19 protein-coding genes are annotated in these 18029 nt (G+C 57.3%); 7 read left to right on the top strand and 12 right to left on the bottom strand.

Annotated elements, in window-relative coordinates; all coding sequences use genetic code 11:
• Nucleotides 1–58: 58 nt before the first annotated feature.
• Nucleotides 59–1204, top strand: a complete 1146-nt coding sequence (locus D5067_RS17310; protein ID WP_119935234.1) for a porin — start codon at nt 59–61, stop codon at nt 1202–1204.
• 124 nt (nt 1205–1328) lie between these two features.
• Here D5067_RS17310 and mnmH read toward each other — a convergent pair whose 3' ends face one another.
• The 7 genes from mnmH to ppiB all read right to left on the bottom strand — a co-directional run bounded on the left by mnmH (nt 1329) and on the right by ppiB (nt 6058).
• Nucleotides 1329–2399 (bottom strand): tRNA 2-selenouridine(34) synthase MnmH, encoded by a 1071-nt coding sequence (gene mnmH, locus D5067_RS17305; protein ID WP_119935233.1) that lies wholly within the window; start codon nt 2397–2399, stop codon nt 1329–1331.
• Between the two features lie 85 nt (nt 2400–2484).
• Nucleotides 2485–3552 (bottom strand): 5-(carboxyamino)imidazole ribonucleotide synthase, encoded by a 1068-nt coding sequence (gene purK, locus D5067_RS17300; protein ID WP_119935232.1) that lies wholly within the window; start codon nt 3550–3552, stop codon nt 2485–2487.
• Nucleotides 3549–4058 (bottom strand): 5-(carboxyamino)imidazole ribonucleotide mutase, encoded by a 510-nt coding sequence (gene purE, locus D5067_RS17295; RefSeq protein ID WP_119935231.1) that lies wholly within the window; start codon nt 4056–4058, stop codon nt 3549–3551. The genes purK and purE overlap by 4 nt, the downstream gene beginning before the upstream one ends.
• Nucleotides 4059–4221: 163 nt before the next feature.
• Nucleotides 4222–4407, bottom strand: a complete 186-nt coding sequence (locus tag D5067_RS17290) for a hypothetical protein (protein ID WP_119935230.1) — start codon at nt 4405–4407, stop codon at nt 4222–4224.
• Nucleotides 4408–4475: 68 nt separating this feature from the next.
• Nucleotides 4476–4685, bottom strand: a complete 210-nt coding sequence (locus D5067_RS17285) for a YdgH/BhsA/McbA-like domain containing protein (protein ID WP_119935229.1) — start codon at nt 4683–4685, stop codon at nt 4476–4478.
• A gap of 152 nt (nt 4686–4837) precedes the next feature.
• Nucleotides 4838–5560, bottom strand: coding sequence for a UDP-2,3-diacylglucosamine diphosphatase (lpxH, locus tag D5067_RS17280; protein ID WP_119935467.1), 723 nt, complete (start codon nt 5558–5560; stop codon nt 4838–4840).
• Nucleotides 5561–5563: 3 nt separating this feature from the next.
• A complete protein-coding gene (gene ppiB, locus D5067_RS17275; protein WP_119935228.1) occupies nt 5564–6058 on the bottom strand; it encodes a peptidylprolyl isomerase B in 495 nt (164 codons plus the stop codon).
• A 174-nt stretch (nt 6059–6232) separates the two neighbouring features.
• Here ppiB and cysS point away from each other — a divergent pair, with 174 nt between their 5' ends.
• Nucleotides 6233–7618: a cysteine--tRNA ligase gene (cysS, locus tag D5067_RS17270; protein ID WP_119935227.1), complete on the top strand. Its 1386-nt coding sequence runs from the start codon at nt 6233–6235 to the stop codon at nt 7616–7618.
• 84 nt (nt 7619–7702) lie between these two features.
• On the opposite strand, the gene D5067_RS17265 is transcribed toward cysS, so the two are convergent.
• The 5 genes from D5067_RS17265 to folD all read right to left on the bottom strand — a co-directional run bounded on the left by D5067_RS17265 (nt 7703) and on the right by folD (nt 12216).
• A complete protein-coding gene (locus D5067_RS17265) occupies nt 7703–8230 on the bottom strand; it encodes a metal-dependent hydrolase (protein WP_119935226.1) in 528 nt (175 codons plus the stop codon).
• Nucleotides 8231–8303: 73 nt separating this feature from the next.
• The gene (gene malI, locus D5067_RS17260) at nt 8304–9320 is read right to left on the bottom strand and encodes a Mal regulon transcriptional regulator MalI (protein ID WP_119935225.1); all 1017 of its coding nucleotides are present in this window, start codon (nt 9318–9320) and stop codon (nt 8304–8306) included.
• Nucleotides 9321–9403: 83 nt separating this feature from the next.
• A complete protein-coding gene (locus D5067_RS17255; protein ID WP_119935224.1) occupies nt 9404–10903 on the bottom strand; it encodes a PTS transporter subunit EIIC in 1500 nt (499 codons plus the stop codon).
• Between the two features lie 232 nt (nt 10904–11135).
• Complete coding sequence (gene ybcJ / locus D5067_RS17250) at nt 11136–11348, bottom strand: ribosome-associated protein YbcJ (RefSeq protein WP_116341500.1); 213 nt, start codon at nt 11346–11348, stop codon at nt 11136–11138.
• A gap of 1 nt (nt 11349) precedes the next feature.
• The gene (folD, locus tag D5067_RS17245) at nt 11350–12216 is read right to left on the bottom strand and encodes a bifunctional methylenetetrahydrofolate dehydrogenase/methenyltetrahydrofolate cyclohydrolase FolD (RefSeq protein WP_119935223.1); all 867 of its coding nucleotides are present in this window, start codon (nt 12214–12216) and stop codon (nt 11350–11352) included.
• 310 nt (nt 12217–12526) lie between these two features.
• Here folD and fimA point away from each other — a divergent pair, with 310 nt between their 5' ends.
• From fimA to fimH, 5 genes are all read left to right on the top strand, one after another.
• Nucleotides 12527–13090, top strand: a complete 564-nt coding sequence (fimA, locus tag D5067_RS17240; RefSeq protein ID WP_119935222.1) for a type 1 fimbrial major subunit FimA — start codon at nt 12527–12529, stop codon at nt 13088–13090.
• A 69-nt stretch (nt 13091–13159) separates the two neighbouring features.
• Nucleotides 13160–13702, top strand: coding sequence for a type 1 fimbrial protein subunit FimI (gene fimI, locus D5067_RS17235; RefSeq protein ID WP_119935221.1), 543 nt, complete (start codon nt 13160–13162; stop codon nt 13700–13702).
• A gap of 34 nt (nt 13703–13736) precedes the next feature.
• The gene (fimC, locus tag D5067_RS17230) at nt 13737–14429 is read left to right on the top strand and encodes a type 1 fimbria chaperone FimC (protein ID WP_119935220.1); all 693 of its coding nucleotides are present in this window, start codon (nt 13737–13739) and stop codon (nt 14427–14429) included.
• A 14-nt stretch (nt 14430–14443) separates the two neighbouring features.
• On the top strand, nt 14444–17005 hold the full coding sequence (locus D5067_RS17225) for a fimbrial biogenesis usher protein (RefSeq protein ID WP_119935219.1): 2562 nt from the start codon (nt 14444–14446) through the stop codon (nt 17003–17005).
• Nucleotides 17006–17018: 13 nt separating this feature from the next.
• On the top strand, nt 17019–18029 hold the full coding sequence (gene fimH, locus D5067_RS17220; protein WP_119935218.1) for a type 1 fimbria D-mannose specific adhesin FimH: 1011 nt from the start codon (nt 17019–17021) through the stop codon (nt 18027–18029).

The raw sequence follows: 18029 nt of genomic DNA, 5'->3' as shown, positions 1-18029 counted from the left end.
ATTTCCAGTTAATATTCACCTGCTAAATATTTAGCAGCGTGTCTATCAAGGAAAAATAATGACTATAAAAAAATCAGCGCTGGCGGTAACGATCGGCGCGGCGGTGGCATTGACGTCTTTCGCATCCCAGGCGGAAATCACAGTACTTAAGCAAGATCCTCAGGCGGGTAACCCGCTGAGCCGTCTGAATTTCACCGTTGGCGGCAGTATTCGTCCTCAGTTCCAGAACATGACCGGCGACGACGGTAAAAACAGCTATAAGCGTAACGGCTTTGACGGCGGCACCCGTTTCCGTTTCGCAGCAGATTACTATCTGTTTGATGACATCAGCTGGATCAGCTACTACGAGCTGGGTGTGAACATTCCAGCGCAGTTCAACTGGGATAACCACTACGCCGAGGGTGCGCACGACACGTCTCGTCGTATGCTGTACACCGGTCTGAAGAGCGACACCTGGGGTACGCTGACCTTCGGTCAACAGAACAGCGTTTACTATGATGTGGTTGGCGCGAAAACCGATATCTGGGACTACGACATGATCGGCCAGGCACCGGGCAACGGCATCAACGGCGACTACGACGGTTCTTATCGTTCACGCCAGATGCTGAAGTACAAGAAAACCGTTGGCGATGCAGACATCTATGCATCCTACCTGTTTGAAGACAGCGAATACCTGCCGGGTAACGGCCTGCGTTACAAGCGTAAAGGCGGCGGCTCGCTGGGTCTGGATTATCACCTGACCACCGATCTGACCTGGGGCGCAGCGTGGAACTACACCCGCGCGGACATGCGTAACCCGGACAACGGCGACAGCAAAACCTACGACCAGAACATTCTCGGTACCGCGCTGAGCTGGACGCCGGACAACTGGACCTTCTCCGCCGGCGGCGGCTGGTATCAGAACTTCATGACCACCAAAAAAGTGTCGGTTAACGACTACTTCGCCGGTGACGCATGGGGTATTGAATACTTTGCGGGCTACAAGTTCCCAATCGGTCAGTATGCGGTTAAATCCATCCAGCCTTACTTCATGGGTGACCGTATTCAGTACGTGAACGGCCGTAACTACCAGCGCATCGACAACGGTGTGGGTATCAGCTTCCAGCTGGATTACGGTTTCCGCGTGGATTACGAACACGTGTTCACCTCCAGCACCGACAACCTGGGCGACATGAACCTGGTGCGTCTGCGTTACGACTTCTAAGCCGTCTTGTAGGGTGCGGCCTGATGCCTTCACCCTAACCCTCTCCCACGGGAGAGGGAACAAACATTAAAAACGGCAACCCTAGTTGCCGTTTTGCTTTTACCTCGCCACCCGGCTTTATTTTTCAGCGATCAAGCCACTCAGCAATTTCTGCGTACGTACCGCGATACACAATCTTTTCCGCCTTTTTCTCCAGCTGATAGCCGTACATTGGGTCGTAATAGTCCTTCAAAAGCGGCGCAAGCCAGCTGAAGTGCGCGTCCGTGCTGCCAGAGCGTTGCTGTTCCAGCAGCGCGGAATCTAACAGCGCGGTGAATTCCGCATACCGCTGCAGCCCCAGACGGCGGCGAATGGCGAACAGGCCGTGATGCAGGTACTCGCTGTACTCCTTCCAGCCCGCCTCTTCACCGTACGCAGCAGAAAAATCCGTCCACATATGATCGAAATACTCTTCGCGCAGGCGTTCAAGGCGGACGTCAAACGGGTCTTCAACGACAACGATAGGGGCGTCAACCATGCGGTCGCGCAGGCACTCCGGCAGGTGGTTGGAGCCAATCATCCGGCCCTCGTCTTCCAGCACCCAGCGTGCGGCATCTTTTTTCAGTAGCTCAACCGCAAGGTGATTTTCAAAGCTGGCCTGGGAAAGCTGCGGCGTGAGCGTGCGGCCAAACGACGAACCGCGATGGTGCGCCAGCCCTTCCAGATCGACACCCTGCGCGTGCTGCTTCACCAGCAGGGTTTTGCCGTTTCCGGTACAGCCACCGATAAGCACCATCGGCTTTTGCGACTGCTCAACTGTTGCCTGTATCGCCGCCTGACGCAGGGCCTTATAGCCGCCGCGGATCAGCGGGTAGTCGATGCCCGCCTCTTTGAGCCACGCCTGCGAGATATGCGAACGCTGGCCGCCGCGCGCGCAGCAGAGATAGCCCTCCGGGTGCGCAAGGCTCGCTTCGCGCCAGGCGTTGATACGCGCTTCACGCGTCTCGCCGTTCACCAGGCTATGGCCGAGCGCAAGCGCCGCGTCGGGCCCCTGGCGCTTATAGCAGGTGCCGACGGCGGCACGCTCGTCATCGTTCATCAAGGGCAGGTTGAGCGCGGCGGGCATCGCGCCCTGTGCAAATTCGATCGGCGCGCGAACGTCGATTAAAGGGGTACCGGACGCGAGGATCGCGCGATAGTCCGTTCCATCGTTCATGGTTATTCCAGAAGAAAGCTAAGCAGCAATGGGCGGGGATTTTACGCCGGGGAGGAGGAATATCAACTCCCCGGCGAAGGGAGAGCTATTTCAGCTTTGACTGTGCCCAGACAATGCCGCTCGCGTATTCTGGCGGCAGGAGAGGGGAGATCGCTTCAAGCGTGGCGCTCAGGCGGTCGGTATCCGAATCGTTCAGGTTCAGGTGGCCTACTTTACGCCCCGGACGTACTTCTTTGTCGTACCAGTGCAAATGCACCAGCGGCAGCTTAAGCCAGCTGTAGTTCAGATCGGTGCCGATCAGGTTGATCATCACCGACGGGCTGTTCACCACCGGCTGCGGAAGCGGCAGCTCGGTAATCGCGCGCAGGTGCAGCTCGAACTGGCTGATGGACGCGCCGTTTTGCGTCCAGTGGCCGCTGTTGTGCACGCGCGGCGCTAGCTCGTTAATCAGCAGGCCGGCCGGGGTGATGAAGCACTCCATCGCCATGACGCCGACATAGTCCAGCTCGTGCATAATGGCTGAAAGCATCTCTTCCGCCTGCGCCTGCTGCTCGGCGTTCGCGTGGGGGAAGGCGACGCTGGTGCGCAGGATGCCGTCCTGATGCAGGTTATGGGTCAGAGGGTAAAACACGGTGTGGCCGTCGTGCCCGCGCGCGCCCACCAGCGACACTTCGCCGCTGAAGTTAATGCCCTGCTCAACGATGCACTCGCCGTAGCAGTCGTCCGGCAGCTCGGCGGCGTCATCCGCGCGCAGTCGCCACTGCCCGCGGCCGTCGTAGCCGCCAACGCGACGCTTCACGATGGCCAGTTCGCCCAGCATGGCGAAAACGTCATTCCATTCGCTTTTATCCGACAACAGCTGCCACGGCGCGGTCGCCAGGCCGAGCTTGTCGAACAGCTGCTTTTGCGTCAGACGGTCAGCAATGATCGGGAAAACGTCGCGGTTCACGAAGGCGTTGTGACGGGCCAGCTCGCGGGTCAGCGCGGTTTCCGGCCAGCGTTCGATCTCAGCGGTAATCACGCTCTGATGGAACGGCACGGCTTCCGGCTCGGCGTCCAGCCCGACGGGCCAGACGGAAATGCCCAGCGGTTCACCGGCCTGACGCAGCATCCGGCCTAGCTGACCGTTGCCAAGAACGCAAACCTGCTTCATGCCGCACCCCGCGGGTCCGGGTTATCCAGCACCTCGTCGGTCTGGGCTTTACGCCATTCGGCCAGACGCTGGTGCAGGTCTTTATCGTGAGTCGCCAGGATTTGGGCTGCCAGCAGGGCTGCGTTTGCCGCACCCGCTTTGCCGATCGCCAGCGTGCCGACAGGAATGCCGCGCGGCATCTGGACGATAGAGTAGAGGCTATCCACGCCGCTTAGCGCGGCGCTTTGCACTGGAACACCCAGAACCGGTACCAGCGTTTTGGCGGCAATCATGCCCGGCAGATGTGCTGCGCCGCCCGCACCGGCAATAATCACTTCATAACCATTCTCTTCGGCGCTTTCGGCGAAGCTAAACAGTTTGTCAGGAGTACGGTGCGCGGAGACCACTTCAACGTGGTGCGGAACATTCAGGATTTCAAAGATTTCGGCGGTGAACTGCATGGTAGCCCAGTCGCTTTTGGACCCCATCACGATGGCGACACGCGCCGGATTATTGCGGGAAGACATGCGTCTTAAAACTCCTGTGGTGCGAAACACACTGCTTTCGAGGGCACAGAGAATAGCATGTAATACGGGCAAGGAAAACGGTTGCGCGGTTAAAAGATGAGCCGTTGTGGGCGGGAATGCATAACAAAAAAGACCGCGTAGAGCGGTCTGTTTTGCGCGGATTTTACTGAAGATCCCCTGCGGTCAGGTTCGCTTTGTCGAACGCGTGGCTGACGTCAATATGATTCACCATGCCGGTGTCCCTGTTTGAGCCTGCTTCTGGCATGGAGAAGCGATTCTCCGCTGCCATCGCGCCACTGGACACTAAGGCTGCTAGCAGCAGGGCGCTCACGATGCTGATTTTTTTCATTCTTTGTTCCTTCCTCATCATCTTGTCGCTGTCGCTAGTCTCAGCTGGCGGCACGGCAATCCAGGTTCTTATTTAGTCAGTTCTGCAGTCATGTGTACGCGGTTGTTGAACTGTGCGCTGGTGATTTTGTAAGACGAACCCTGTTCAGCAGCCTGAGCGGCAATTTTTGCTTCTGCACGGTCGAGAGTTGAACCGGTCGCGCTAACGCTCTGGGCGAAAGAACCGAAAGAAACCAGGGAGAGAGCAGCAACTGCAACGAAAGTTTTGATGGTTTTCATGGTCGTATTCCTTAAGTGTTTTGTCTGTAGTAGGGTGTGTTGCCCTGATGTGATAAATAATAGACCGACCATGGAGTGATTAAAATCGAAACAATTTGCCGATATCATTCAATAAAATTGAATGTGTTTGATCATTTAGTGCGGTGGGAGAATCAGAAAGGAAAGGCGATGAGCTCAACGCCTTGCGGCGTGACTTTGACCATCGAGCCCTCAGCGTGCCACGCGCCCAGCACCACGCGGTGGGCGGGTTCGCCGTTGGCCATCAGAGTATGGACATCAGGGCGATGGGTATGCCCGTGGATAAGCCACTGGACGTGATGCTTCTCCATGGCGTTAACGACCGCCTGCGGGTTAACGTCCATAATGGTCATGGATTTGCTGCTGTTGGCGGCTTTGCTGCCCGCGCGCATTTTGGCGGCGATGCGGCTGCGGATAAACAGCGGCAGGGCCAGGAACAGCGTCTGGATCCACGGGGTGTGAACCTTAGCGCGAAAGGCTAGGTAGCCGGTATCGTCGGTGCAGAGCGTGTCGCCGTGCACGATCAGTACCTTGCGGCCATAGAGATCGAGCACCTGCTCTTCAGGCAGCAGCGTCATGCCGCTTTCGCGGGCGTAGCGCTTGCCGAGCAGGAAATCACGGTTGCCGTGAATGAAGTAGCAGGGAACGCCGGAATCCACGAGTGCTTTAATGGCGGCAGCTATTTCACGGTGCAGCGGGTTAGGATCGTCGTCGCCAATCCAGGCTTCAAACAGGTCGCCCAGAATGTACAGCGCGTCGGCGCTTTTCGCTTCACCGCGTAAAAAACGCAGAAAACCGGCGGTGATCGCCGGTTCTTCCGTTTGCAGATGCAGATCCGCAATAAAGAGTGTCGCCACCAATTACTCGCTGACGGTCACGCTTGTAATCACAACGTCTTCTTTAGGAACGTCCTGGTGCATACCGCTGCGGCCAGTAGAGACGGCTTTGATCTTGTCAACCACGTCCATACCTTCAGCCACTTCTGCGAATACGCAGTAGCCCCAACCCTGCAGGCTTTCGCCAGAGAAGTTCAGGAAGTCGTTGTCTGCCACGTTGATGAAGAACTGTGCGGTTGCGGAGTGAGGCGCCTGGGTACGGGCCATTGCCAGCGTGCCGCGGGTGTTTTTCAGACCGTTATTTGCTTCGTTTTTGATCGCTTCTTTGGTCTCTTTCTGGTTCATACCAGGTTCGAAACCGCCGCCCTGGATCATAAAGCCGTTGATCACGCGGTGGAAAATAGTGTTGTTGTAGAAACCTTCGCGGCAGTAGTCCAGGAAGTTTTTAACTGTTTCAGGCGCTTTGTCATCAAAGGTCTTGATTACGATATCGCCATGATTAGTGTGGAAAGTAACCATTTTTGCATCCTGTTCCGTTATTGTGGTACATCGACCCGCGTTCGGGTCATCTATAGGGGCTTGTTATAGCATAACCACAGGATGCGATCACCTTGCATTGTGTGCTGCTTCGGGTTTGAATTACGGGTAGAATACCCGGTTTTCGTCCACACACGTGTTTACATGGAATCTTCGATGTTAAAAATCTTTAATACAATGACGCGCCAAAAAGAGGAATTTAAACCTATCCATGCCGGGGAAGTTGGCATGTACGTGTGTGGTATTACGGTTTACGATCTCTGTCACATCGGCCATGGCCGTACGTTTGTCTCTTTCGACGTAGTGTCACGCTACCTGCGCTTCTTGGGCTACAGCCTGAAGTACGTGCGTAACATCACCGATATCGACGATAAAATCATCAAGCGCGCTAATGAGAACGGCGAAAGCTTCGTTGCGCTGGTGGACCGTATGATTGTCGAAATGCACAAGGATTTCGACGCCTTAAACATTCTGCGCCCGGACAGCGAGCCGCGTGCGACCCACCATATCCATGAAATTATCGACATCACCGAGAAGCTGATCGAACGCGGTCACGCCTACGTTGCGGATAACGGCGACGTGATGTTCTCGGTGCCAACGGACCCAACCTACGGCGCGCTTTCGCGTCAGGATCTGGATCAGCTGCAGGCCGGTGCGCGCGTTGACGTGGTTGACGTGAAGCGTAACCCGATGGACTTCGTGCTGTGGAAAATGTCCAAAGCGGGCGAACCAAGCTGGCCGTCCCCGTGGGGCGAAGGCCGTCCGGGCTGGCACATTGAATGTTCCGCGATGAACTGCAAGCAGCTCGGCAAACACTTCGATATTCACGGCGGCGGTTCGGATCTGATGTTCCCGCACCACGAAAACGAAATCGCGCAGTCTACCTGCGCCCACGGCGGCGAGTACGTTAACTACTGGATGCACTCCGGGATGGTGATGGTTGACCGCGAGAAGATGTCGAAATCGCTCGGCAACTTCTTCACCGTGCGCGACGTGCTGAAGTACTACGACGCGGAAACCGTGCGCTACTTCCTGATGTCCGGCCACTATCGCAGCCAGCTGAACTACAGCGAAGAGAACCTGAAGCAGGCGCGTTCGGCGCTGGAGCGTCTCTACACCGCGCTGCGCGGCACCGACAGGTCTGTTCCTGCTGCGGGCGGCGAGGCGTTCGAAGCGCGCTTCATTGAGGTGATGAACGACGACTTCAACACCCCGGAAGCCTACTCCGTGCTGTTCGACATGGCGCGCGAAGTGAACCGCCTGAAGTCAGAGGATATGGCCGCGGCAAATGCCCTGGCGTCCCATCTGCGCAAGCTCTCTTCCGTGCTCGGCCTGCTGGAGCAGGAGCCGGACGCGTTCCTGCAGAGCGGCGCGCAGGCGGACGACGGCGAAGTGGCGGAGATTGAAGCGTTGATTAAGGCGCGTCTGGAAGCGCGTCAGGCCAAAGACTGGGCGGCGGCGGATGCGGCGCGTAATCGTCTGACCGAGATGGGCATTATTCTGGAAGACGGCCCGCAGGGGACGACCTGGCGTCGTAAGTAATTTCCACCCTCACCCTAACCCTCTCCCACAGGGAGAGGGGATCGTTCGGTCCTCTCCCTGTGGGAGAGGGCCGGGGTGAGGGCATCAGCGCGCACGTTTTCTCCACCACAACAACCCCATCAGCACTACCCCCGGCAGCCACACCCACAGCAGTTCCGAGATAATCACCTGATGCCCGTACGGCGTGGTGTAGCGCGACAGCGCAAACGGCGCGACCTTAATCACCTGCCACGGCGCGAAGAACCTTTCATCTGACCACGGCCACAGCCAGCCGACGCCTTTCCCGCCGGTGGTAACGGAATCCAGCAGGCTGTGCGACAGCAGCGAGACCGTTAAGAACAGCCAGCAGCGCGTCAGGCTGGCCATGAACCATCGCCGCCCTATGAAAACGCAGAGTATCGGCACCACAAAGGCAAACAGCAGCGAATGGGTAAAGCCGCGGTGGCCGAAAATATTGCCGTAGGCGACGCCAAGTTTGAACGCCAGCACGTCGGCGTCCGGCAGCATGGCGAGCACGACGCCGGCAAACAGCAGGCGGGGAGGGATAACTTTAGTTCCCAGGCCTAAGCCCAGGCAAAGAGGTACAGCGGCGTGAGTGATAACGGTAGGCATCGCGATTATCCATGGCAAATCATGGAAATATAGCAGTAATCTCGCACCAGAAAACCTGTGCTACATTCTGATTTTACGCTGACTCCCGCGCGATAAGCTGCCCGGAAAGGGTAATGCGCTGGGTTTGCAGATCCGGCTCTTTCAGCTTACGGATAATCAGCCCCGCCGCCTGGCGCCCGGTTTCGTCGCTGGCCGAGGAGACGTAGGTAAATGACGGCGAGGTGAGGTTAATGTGGAGCATATCTTCAAAGCCGACCAGCGCAACCTGCTGGGTCAGGAACACATCTTTCCCCACGGTACGGCCGACCTGATGTATGCCGGAAATAGAGCCGATCATGGCATCCGGTGAATGGCAGAGCAGGGCGGTGATGGAGCTGTTTTTCTCAAGCAGCTGGCGCGTTGCCATCGCGGCGGCCTGCGTGTCGTCGCTGCAGGCGGGGGAAAATTCATCGCGCAGGACCAGCCCGTTTTGCGTCATCGCGCTGCGAAAGCCGAGCAGGCGCTGCTCGCGGATCAGGCAGCCTTCCCGGCCGCCAATATAGGCGATGTTGCGGTGCCCGCGCTCAATCAAATAGCGCGCGGCAAGGTTCGCCGCCTGGCGGTTATCGCGCATCACCAGGTTGCACTTTTCATTCAGCAGAGACTGAGAAACCGCCACCAGCGGCAGCGGGCACTGACGGATTTGTTCAGGCAGGGCAGGCGTGCAGGTATCGGACGCAAGATAAATAACCCCTGCCACACCCTGTTGCTTAAACGACAGCAGGGTGCGTTCCAGATGTTCACTATCGTTCAGCGGCTGGCCGAGAAAAACCATATACCCCTGCTTCTCCAGCTCCTGGACGATGCTCGCCATCACCTTGATGGAAAAGCTGTCGCTGAAGTCGCGCAGGATCAGGCCGATAAGATTAGAGGTGTTGGCGCGAAGGTTGGCAGCGGCGACGTTATGAACATAGCCCAGCGTAGTGATGGCGGCATTGACCTTCCCGATCGTCGCCTCTGAGATTTTTCCTTTCTGGCGTAGCACCAGCGACACGGTAGACACCGAGACGCCCGCGTGCTTTGCGACATCAATAATGCTGACTTTCTTCAAAACCGCTCCCTGAAATTTACCGATTATCAGCCAGATAAGACACGCCTCCCAGCGTACAGGAGACGTGTCTTTCAGGCATCTTATTATTTGCCGATCATGGTGGACATGGTCTGGGCGATAAACTGTGCTCTGGCACCGAAAATCACCTGTATACCGTTGTCGCCAACGAAGACCACGCCGCGCGCGCCGAGTCCGTTAAGACCGTCTTTATCCACCACATCGCTCTTCGCCACTTCCAGACGCAGGCGGGTGATGCAGGCGCCGACGGAGTCAATGTTCTGCGCGCCGCCCAGCAGGCCGATGATCTCGGTGGCAAGTTCGGAATCGGACTTGTCATTCGCATTGGCAGTTACTTCAGTACGGCCCGGCGTTTTCACGTCAAAGCGACGGATCACGAAGCGGAAGGTGAAGTAGTAAATCAGCGCCATTGGAATACCGACGATCGCGGCGCTCAGGAAATTGGTCTGGTAGCCGTTAAACGACGGCAGGATCCCGAACGACAGGTAGTCGATAAAGCCCGCCGAGAAAGACTTGGCGATGTGCGCATGCAGCAGGTACATGGTCATGTACGCCAGGCCCGCCATGATGGCGTTGAAGACGTAAAGGATAGGCGCCACGAAGATGAAGGTGAACTCTACCGGCTCGGTGATCCCCGTCAGGAAGCAGGTCAGCGCCGCTGAAAAGAGAATACCGGCCGCGATTTTCTTATTCTTCGTATGGGCTTCGTGGTACATCGCCAGGCACGCTGCGGGCAGCGCGAACAGCATCAGCGGGAACTCGCCCTGCATGAACTTGCCGGCGTTCTGGTAGGTGTCGCTGCTGAAGGATTTCACTCCTTCTTCCAGCATCTTGAACCACATGGTCTGGTCGCCGTGGATCACCTGGCCCGCCTGGGTGGTGTAATCCCCGAAGGAATACCAGAAGGATGGATACCAGATGTGGTGCAGGCCGAGCGGTATCAGCGCGCGTTCCACCAGGCCGAAGATAAAGGTCGAAGCCGCCTGGTTATCCCCGTTTACCACCACGGAAAGCGTGTCGATACCGGACTGAATATGCTGCCAGACGTACGGCAGCAGCAGGCCGAGCAGGAACGACAGGAACGCCGTCGCTATCGCCACAAAACGCTTGCCGGAGAAGAAGCCGAGGAACTCCGGTAGCTGCATGGTGTGGAAACGGTTGTAGCACCAGGCCGCGAGAATACCGCAGATCAGGCCGCCAAAGACGCCCATCTGCAGCGTCGGGATGCCGACCACCATGGCGTATTTCCCGCCCTGAGAGGCCATCTCCGGCGTGATGCTCAGCACGGTGCCGATGGTGATGTTGGTGACAAATACCGAGACCGCCGCAGAAAGCGCCGCGATGCCGGATTCTGACGCCAGGCCGACGGCAGAGCCGATGGCGAACAGCATCGGCAGGTTATCAAAGATAACCCCGCCCGCGTTCATCATCAGCGGCAGGTGAAATTTATCGCCGAAGGCAAGCAGCAGGCCCGCAGCGGGAAGCAGTGAAATTGGCAGCATTAAGGCGCGACCAATCATCGATAACTTTGACAACGATTTAACAAACCCTGATATCAGACCCATGCTGATTTCCCCCGAGTAGCGCTTTTTTAGCGCTGTTATTGTAAGTAGAACGTTTTAGTAGAACGTTCTACTTATCGTGATGAAAGCATGAATTCCGCGCAACTTAAATTTCACATTTCTTCAGATGAAAGAGTGATTGTTTGAAGTTGATCGATAAATAACCGTGATGGGGGGAGGGGGATTTTATCCCCTCTCCCGGTGGGAGAGGGTTAGGGTGAGGGCATCAAACGGCTCAGGCCGTCACGGTCACGCTCTGTCCTTCAAAGCTCACGGTCTGGCCCGCGACAATCTTGCAGCGCTTGCGGGTTTCCACCGCGCCGTCGACCAATACCCGCCCGTCGGCGATAACGATTTTCGCCTGCGCGCCGCTTTCGCTCCAGCCTTCCAGTTTGAGAAGGTCGCACAGCTCAACGTGCGGGTGTTTGCCTAATGAAAAAGTGGCCATCTTACGCGTCCTCTACGTCGTGGTATTCCTCGCACGCCTGCAAGGTATTCTGAATTAATGTTGCTACGGTCATCGGGCCTACGCCGCCCGGAACCGGGGTAATGTAAGACGCGCGCGCGGCGGCGTCTTCGTACACCACGTCGCCAACCACTTTGCCGTTTTCCAGACGGTTAATACCCACGTCCACGACAATCGCGCCTTCTTTAATCCACTCGCCTGGAATAAAGCCCGGCTTACCGACCGCGACGATCAGCAGGTCCGCATTTTCGACGTGGTGACGCAGGTTTTTGGTGAAGCGGTGGGTCACGGTGGTGGTGCAGCCGGCCAGCAGCAGCTCCATGCTCATCGGGCGGCCAACGATGTTGGATGCGCCAATTACCACGGCGTTCAGGCCGTAAGTATCGATGTTATAGCGTTCCAGCAGCGTAACGATGCCGCGCGGCGTGCACGGACGCAGACGCGGCGCGCGCTGGCACAGGCGGCCAACGTTGTACGGGTGGAAACCGTCCACGTCTTTGTCCGGCGCAATACGCTCCAGTACCTTCACGTTGTCGATGCCCGCAGGCAGCGGCAGCTGAACCAGAATACCGTCGATCGCGCTGTCGGCATTCAGGGTGTCAATAAGTTCCAGCAGTTCCGCTTCGCTGGTGGTTTCCGGCAAATCGTAAGAGCGGGAGACGAACCCCACCTCTTCACACGCTTTGCGTTTGCTGCCGACATAAATCTGCGATGCCGGGTTGCTGCCAACCAGCACAACGGCCAGCCCGGGAGCGCGTTTTCCGGCCGCTGTACGCGCCTTCACTTTTTCCGCAACTTCAGAGCGCACCTGCTGCGCAATCGTTTTACCGTCAATAATCTTTGCTGCCATCAGAGAGAAGATTCCGTCTGTAACGTTCGAAAGGGGGGATTGCCTATATTTTGTCAGAAGCGAGCGCCGCTGTCAGTCACCCTTTGCGAGATTTCGAAAAGGGACCTCAAAAGCCCTTCCTATCGCATGGTCAATTTCCTAGGGCGGTTTAGGATGTGCCCTGGGTAAATCGCAGCGTTTTGACATATTTAAAAATACATCCATAGGCTACTTTATCTCCTCCGAAATAAGCCTTCAATTTATCAATTGAACATATTTCTTATTCCCGATAATTCACGGGAAGGGTTATTTACATTTTAAAGGAATAGACATGAAATTCAGCAATATTGCATCTACCGTCATTGCTTCTCTGGCCCTGGTCGCGGGCGCCGCTCATGCAGATGATACCACCACGCCGGTTTCCGTTAATGGCGGTACCGTGCACTTTAAAGGTGAATTAGTGAATGCCGCGTGTTCAGTAAATACTGACTCCTCCGAGCAGACCGTTAAGCTTGGCCAGTACCGTACTGCGAAATTCACCAAAGTGGGTGACACCACCTCCAATATTCCGTTCACCATTGAACTGAACGATTGCGATCCGCTGGTTGCGAAAACGGCTGCCGTTGCGTTCACCGGTCAGATCGACGCGACCGATAAAACCCTGCTGGCGGTAACCTCCGGCAACAACGACAACACCGCGAAAGGCGTGGGTATCGAGATCCTCGACAGCAAGTCCAGCGTCCTGACCCCAGACGGTGCGACTTTCTCTGCCGCACAGAGCCTGATTGAAGGGACCAACACCCTGAACTTCACCGCACGCTATAAAGCGACCGCTGCGACTACCGAACCAGGCCAGGCGAACGCTGACGCTACCTTCGTAATGAAATACGAGTAATGCCTGAGTACAGGGATGTGGTCGACCTCAGGGAGGAGGTCTTTTAATCGCTAATGCCGGGAACGAAGGATGACAAGGACTGGGATACTGTTTTTTGCCCTTGCGATTGCCTCAGCGGTAAACGCACATACCGTGGTAATCGACGGCGGCAAGGTTCACCTGAGAGGGGAACTGGTCAACGGCGGCTGCGCCGTTGCGCCGGACAGCCAGAATATGCGCGTCGACATGGGGCAGTACCGCACCAACGCCTTTTCCGGGGTCGGCAGTTTTTCAACGGTGAATGTGCCGTTTACCGTGCGGCTGCTGGACTGCAGCGTGGACGTTTCGCGCACCGTGGGGATTCAGTTTCAGGGCGTCACGCCAGCAGAAGATCCGCAGGTTTTCCTGGCGACATCGCGGCCAGGTGAAACCCCTGTCAGCAGCGGCGTTGGGCTGGCGCTCTTCGACGAGCAGCAGCGTCAGATTATCCCGAACGCCACGGCGGTCAGCTGGTTGCCCATTGATACCCACGAGCTGGCGTTTCATTTCAGCGCTCGCTACCGGGCGATTTCCGAACACCTTGTGCCGGGCAATATTCAGTCGGATGTCTGGTTTACGTTGATTTATCCCTGACGCCTGAGAACATATTATTAAAGGTACGGTTGTGATGAACACCCTAATTAAACCTGCAATATTTTTATCTTTTATTCTGATGATGGTCTCGGCCTGCGCAAACGCGTCGGGCGGAATTGCGCTGGGCGCCACGCGCGTTATTTATCCGGCGGAGGCAAAACAGACATCGCTGGCGATTACCAACAGTAATAAGAAAGAACGCTATTTAATTAACGCGTGGATTGAAAATGCCAACGGGCAAAAGGAGAAAACCTTTGCCGTCACGCCGCCGCTGTTTGTGAGTGAACCGGACAGCGAGAACACGCTGCGTATCATTTATGCGGGACCGGCGCTGCCCGCGGACCACGAGTCGCTGTTTTACATGAACGTGAAGGCGATCCCGTCGGTAAGCAAATCGCAGCAGGAGGGAAACAACGTCCTGCAGCTGGCTATTCTGTCACGCATCAAGCTGTTTGTGCGCCCGGCTAACCTTTCGATGCCACCGGAAGAGGCGCTCTCTCAGCTGCGTTTTGAACGCGTCGGGAACCATCTCAAAGTCAGCAACGCTTCGCCCTATTACGTCACGCTGGTCAACCTGCAGCTCGGCGGGAAAACCCTCGACAACCTGATGATCGCCCCGAAAAACTCGGCGCAGCAGGTGCTGCCTTCCGCAGCGAGCGGAACGCTCTCCTGGCAGAGCGTGAACGATTACGGCGCTATCACGCCGGCGCGTAGCGTCAACCTGTGAGAAGAGTCAGGGCGATGAACACTCAATGGCGTTACTGCCCGGTTGCACTGGCACTGATGACAACGCTCTGGCCGCACGCCGGCTGGGGTGAAAGCTACTTCAACCCGGCCTTTTTATCCGATGACGCCGCCAGCGTGGCGGATTTGTCGCGTTTTGAGAAAGGGTACCAGCAGGCGCCGGGCGTCTACCGCGTCGATATCTGGCGTAACGATGAGTTTATCGGTACCCAGGACGTACGCTTCGAGCAGGCTGACGATACGCCGCCGGTAGCTGGCGGTCTGTCGCCGTGCATTACGCGCGGGATGCTCGATCGCTTTGGCGTCAATATCGCCGCCTTCCCTGCGCTGGCAAACGTGCAGGGCGAAACCTGTGTGCCGCTGACCGAGGCTATACCGGGAAGCGAAACGGTCTTCAACTTCGCGTCGCAGCGTTTGAACGTCAGCCTGCCGCAGGTGGCGATGCAGAACAGCGCCCGGGGCTACATCCCGCCTGAGCAGTGGGATGAAGGGATACCCGCTGCCCTGGTAAACTACAGCTTCACCGGTAACCGGGGGAGCGACGACGACAGTTACTATCTTAACCTGCAGAGCGGGCTGAACTACGGTGCCTGGCGCCTGCGCAATAACGGTTCGTGGCGCTACACCCAAAGCAACGGCCAGCGCCACAGCGACTGGCAGAACATTGGCACCTGGGCACAGCGTACCGTTATCCCTCTGAAAAGCGAGCTGGTGCTCGGCGACAGCAACACCGGCAACGATGTTTTCGACAGCCTCGGCTTCCGCGGCGGGCGGCTTTTCTCCTCCGACAGCATGTACCCGGACAGCATGCAGGGCTACGCGCCGACCGTGCGCGGTATCGCCCGTACGCCTGCCAAAGTGGTGATCCGCCAGAACGGCTACGTCATCTACCAGAGCTATGTGCAGCCCGGCGCCTTTGCCATTACCGACCTGAACCCAACCTCTTCGAGCGGTGACCTCGAGGTAACGGTCGAAGAGAAAGACGGCAGCCCGCAGCGCTATACCGTGCCGTACTCCACCGTGCCGCTCCTGCAGCGCGAAGGCCGCTGGAAATACGACCTGGTCGCGGGCGACTACCGCAGCGGCAACAGCGAGCAGGACACGCCGTTCTTTACCCAGGGCACGATGATTGCCGGCCTGGCAGACGGCTATACCCTGTACGGCGGCACGCAGCTGGCGTCGCGCTACACCGCGCTGGCGATCGGTGCCGGGAAAAACCTCGGTGACTGGGGCGCCGTCTCGCTCGACCTCACCCACGCCCGCAGCCAGCTTGCTGACGACAGCCGTCATGAGGGGCAATCGCTGCGTTTTCTCTACGCAAAATCGCTCAACGGCTTCGGGACCAACTTCCAGCTGCTGGGCTATCGCTATTCCACGAAAGGATTTTACACCCTCGACGACGTGGCCTGGCGCTCCATGGAGGGCTACCAGTATGGCGACAGCAAGGACGATGACGGCGTGCCGGACGTCCAGAGCTATCACAACCTGACGTGGAATAAAAAAGGGCGTTTCCAGCTCAATATCTCCCAGTCGCTGGGGGATTACGGCTCGGTCTACGTGTCGGGCAGCCAGCAAAGCTACTGGGGCACCAGCGAGTCGAACGTCTGGTATCAGTTGGGCTACGCGGGCGGCGTGCAGGGGATCAGCTATTCCCTCTCCTGGTCGTGGAACAAATCTGTCGGCATCGACGGAACGGACAGGATCGCGTCGGTTAACGTCTCCGTGCCGTTCAGCCTCTTTACCCGGCACGGCTACCGCAGGGACAGCGCGATTGACCGGGCCTACGCCACGGCATCCGCCAGCCGCAACAGCGACGGGGATACCAGCTGGCAAACCGGCGTCAGCGGCACCCTGCTGCAGGACCGCAACCTGAGCTACAGCGTGACGCAGGGGCATGCCAGCAACAACGGGGCAAGCGGCAGCGCCAGCGCAAACTGGCAGGCCACCTACGGCACGCTGGGGGTCGGCTACAACTACGCGCGCGACCAGCACGATCTTAACTGGCAGCTTTCTGGCGGCGTGGTGGGGCATTCCGACGGCGTGACCTTCAGCCAGCCGCTGGGAGATACCAACGTATTGATTAAGGCACCGGGAGCGTCGGGCGTGAGCGTCGAAAACCAGACCGGGGTGAAAACCGACTGGCGGGGCTACGCGGTGATGCCGTATGCCACGGTGTACCGCTACAACCGCGTAGCGCTGGATACCAACACCATGAGCAACAACACCGATATTGAGAACAACGTCAGCAGCGTGGTGCCAACGAAAGGGGCGCTGGTTCGCGCCAGCTTCGATACCCGCATTGGCGTGCGCGCGCTGCTGACGGTGAAGCGCGATGGCCAGCCCGTGCCGTTTGGCGCGGTGGTGCGTGAAACCCAAAGCGGCGTTACCAGCATGGTGGGGGATGACGGGCAAATTTACCTGAGCGGGCTACCGCTGAAAGGCGAGTTGCTCATTCAGTGGGGTAATGGAATGCAATCCCAGTGCCGAGCCCTCTATCATTTACCGCCTGAGAGCCTGAACCAGGCCATCACGCTAGCGGGGGTAAGCTGTGAACGCTAACAGGAATTCAACGATGAGCATTTACCGCAATCTGGTGAGCCTCGCTCTGCTTTGCAGCTCGATGCCCGCCTGGGCAACGGTCTGTCAAAATTCGACTGGCGTGGCGAAAGACATTTCCTACGATCTCTCAAACGTATTTAATAGCTCCAACAATAAACCGGGGGAAATTGTCACCCTGGCGCAAAAATCGGGGCTGGTGGGCGTAAACGCCATTTGCCCTAAAGGAACCAGCGGCAAATCCACCATGCGCAGCTATGTTACCGATCTGCCGGTTACCACGGAGATAGATAACTATAAGTACGTACAGCTCAATGACTATCTCGACGGTGCGATGCAGATCCATGATGACTTCGCCGGCACGTTTTATCCGCCAGCCAAATATATTCAGATGGGCCAACATCCCAACGTACCAAACAACAAAGCTTTTCCGGTAACCGATTCGAAGCTGGTCTTTCGGCTGAGGGTGACGCGGCGGTTTATCAACATGGTGGTGATCCCGCCGCAGAAGATGTTTAGCGTCTATGTGACGACCACATCATCCGATCCTCTCAGTACAGAGGTTTACTCCATCAGCTACAGCGGGACGATTCAGGTTCCGCAGAGCTGTGCAATAAACGCGGGCCAGATAGTGGAATTTGATTTCGGTGACATCCGGGCGTCCTTGTTCAGCGATGCAGGTGCCGGAAACCGTCCGCAAAAAGTCTCGCCGCAAAGTAAAACTATCGCCATTAAATGCACAAACGTGGAAGCCAATGCCTATCTGACGATGCGTATTGAAGCGGATAGCGACAAAGTGCAGGGGAATGCGCTGGTGTCGGATAACAAAGACCTTGGGTTTGTGGTCGCTAACGAAAGTGGGGCGCCGCTCACGCCTAATAGCCTGTCCAGTAAAATTCCGTTCCGCCTTGACGACAGCGCGCAGGCTCAGGTGGGTATCAGGGTTTGGCCGGTCAGTGTCACGGGTAATAAGCCTTCTGAAGGGCGCTTCACCTCGCGCGGCTACTTGCGTGTGGATTACGATTAA

The organism is Enterobacter huaxiensis (genome assembly GCF_003594935.2).
GTDB lineage: Bacteria > Pseudomonadota > Gammaproteobacteria > Enterobacterales > Enterobacteriaceae > Enterobacter > Enterobacter huaxiensis.
This window is presented reverse-complemented; position numbering and strand designations above follow the sequence as displayed.

Excerpts from the sequence above, each read along its gene's own strand:
- D5067_RS17310 (WP_119935234.1), top strand. The coding sequence starts at position 59 with ATGACTATAAAAAAATCAGCGCTGGCGGTAACGATCGGCGCGGCGGTG.
- mnmH (WP_119935233.1), bottom strand. The coding sequence starts at position 2,399 with ATGAACGATGGAACGGACTATCGCGCGATCCTCGCGTCCGGTACCCCT.
- purK (WP_119935232.1), bottom strand. The coding sequence starts at position 3,552 with ATGAAGCAGGTTTGCGTTCTTGGCAACGGTCAGCTAGGCCGGATGCTG.
- purE (WP_119935231.1), bottom strand. The coding sequence starts at position 4,058 with ATGTCTTCCCGCAATAATCCGGCGCGTGTCGCCATCGTGATGGGGTCC.
- D5067_RS17290 (WP_119935230.1), bottom strand. The coding sequence starts at position 4,407 with ATGAAAAAAATCAGCATCGTGAGCGCCCTGCTGCTAGCAGCCTTAGTG.
- D5067_RS17285 (WP_119935229.1), bottom strand. The coding sequence starts at position 4,685 with ATGAAAACCATCAAAACTTTCGTTGCAGTTGCTGCTCTCTCCCTGGTT.
- ppiB (WP_119935228.1), bottom strand. The coding sequence starts at position 6,058 with ATGGTTACTTTCCACACTAATCATGGCGATATCGTAATCAAGACCTTT.
- cysS (WP_119935227.1), top strand. The coding sequence starts at position 6,233 with ATGTTAAAAATCTTTAATACAATGACGCGCCAAAAAGAGGAATTTAAA.
- D5067_RS17265 (WP_119935226.1), bottom strand. The coding sequence starts at position 8,230 with ATGCCTACCGTTATCACTCACGCCGCTGTACCTCTTTGCCTGGGCTTA.
- D5067_RS17255 (WP_119935224.1), bottom strand. The coding sequence starts at position 10,903 with ATGGGTCTGATATCAGGGTTTGTTAAATCGTTGTCAAAGTTATCGATG.
- ybcJ (WP_116341500.1), bottom strand. The coding sequence starts at position 11,348 with ATGGCCACTTTTTCATTAGGCAAACACCCGCACGTTGAGCTGTGCGAC.
- folD (WP_119935223.1), bottom strand. The coding sequence starts at position 12,216 with ATGGCAGCAAAGATTATTGACGGTAAAACGATTGCGCAGCAGGTGCGC.
- fimA (WP_119935222.1), top strand. The coding sequence starts at position 12,527 with ATGAAATTCAGCAATATTGCATCTACCGTCATTGCTTCTCTGGCCCTG.
- fimI (WP_119935221.1), top strand. The coding sequence starts at position 13,160 with ATGACAAGGACTGGGATACTGTTTTTTGCCCTTGCGATTGCCTCAGCG.
- fimC (WP_119935220.1), top strand. The coding sequence starts at position 13,737 with ATGAACACCCTAATTAAACCTGCAATATTTTTATCTTTTATTCTGATG.
- D5067_RS17225 (WP_119935219.1), top strand. The coding sequence starts at position 14,444 with ATGAACACTCAATGGCGTTACTGCCCGGTTGCACTGGCACTGATGACA.
- fimH (WP_119935218.1), top strand. The coding sequence starts at position 17,019 with ATGAGCATTTACCGCAATCTGGTGAGCCTCGCTCTGCTTTGCAGCTCG.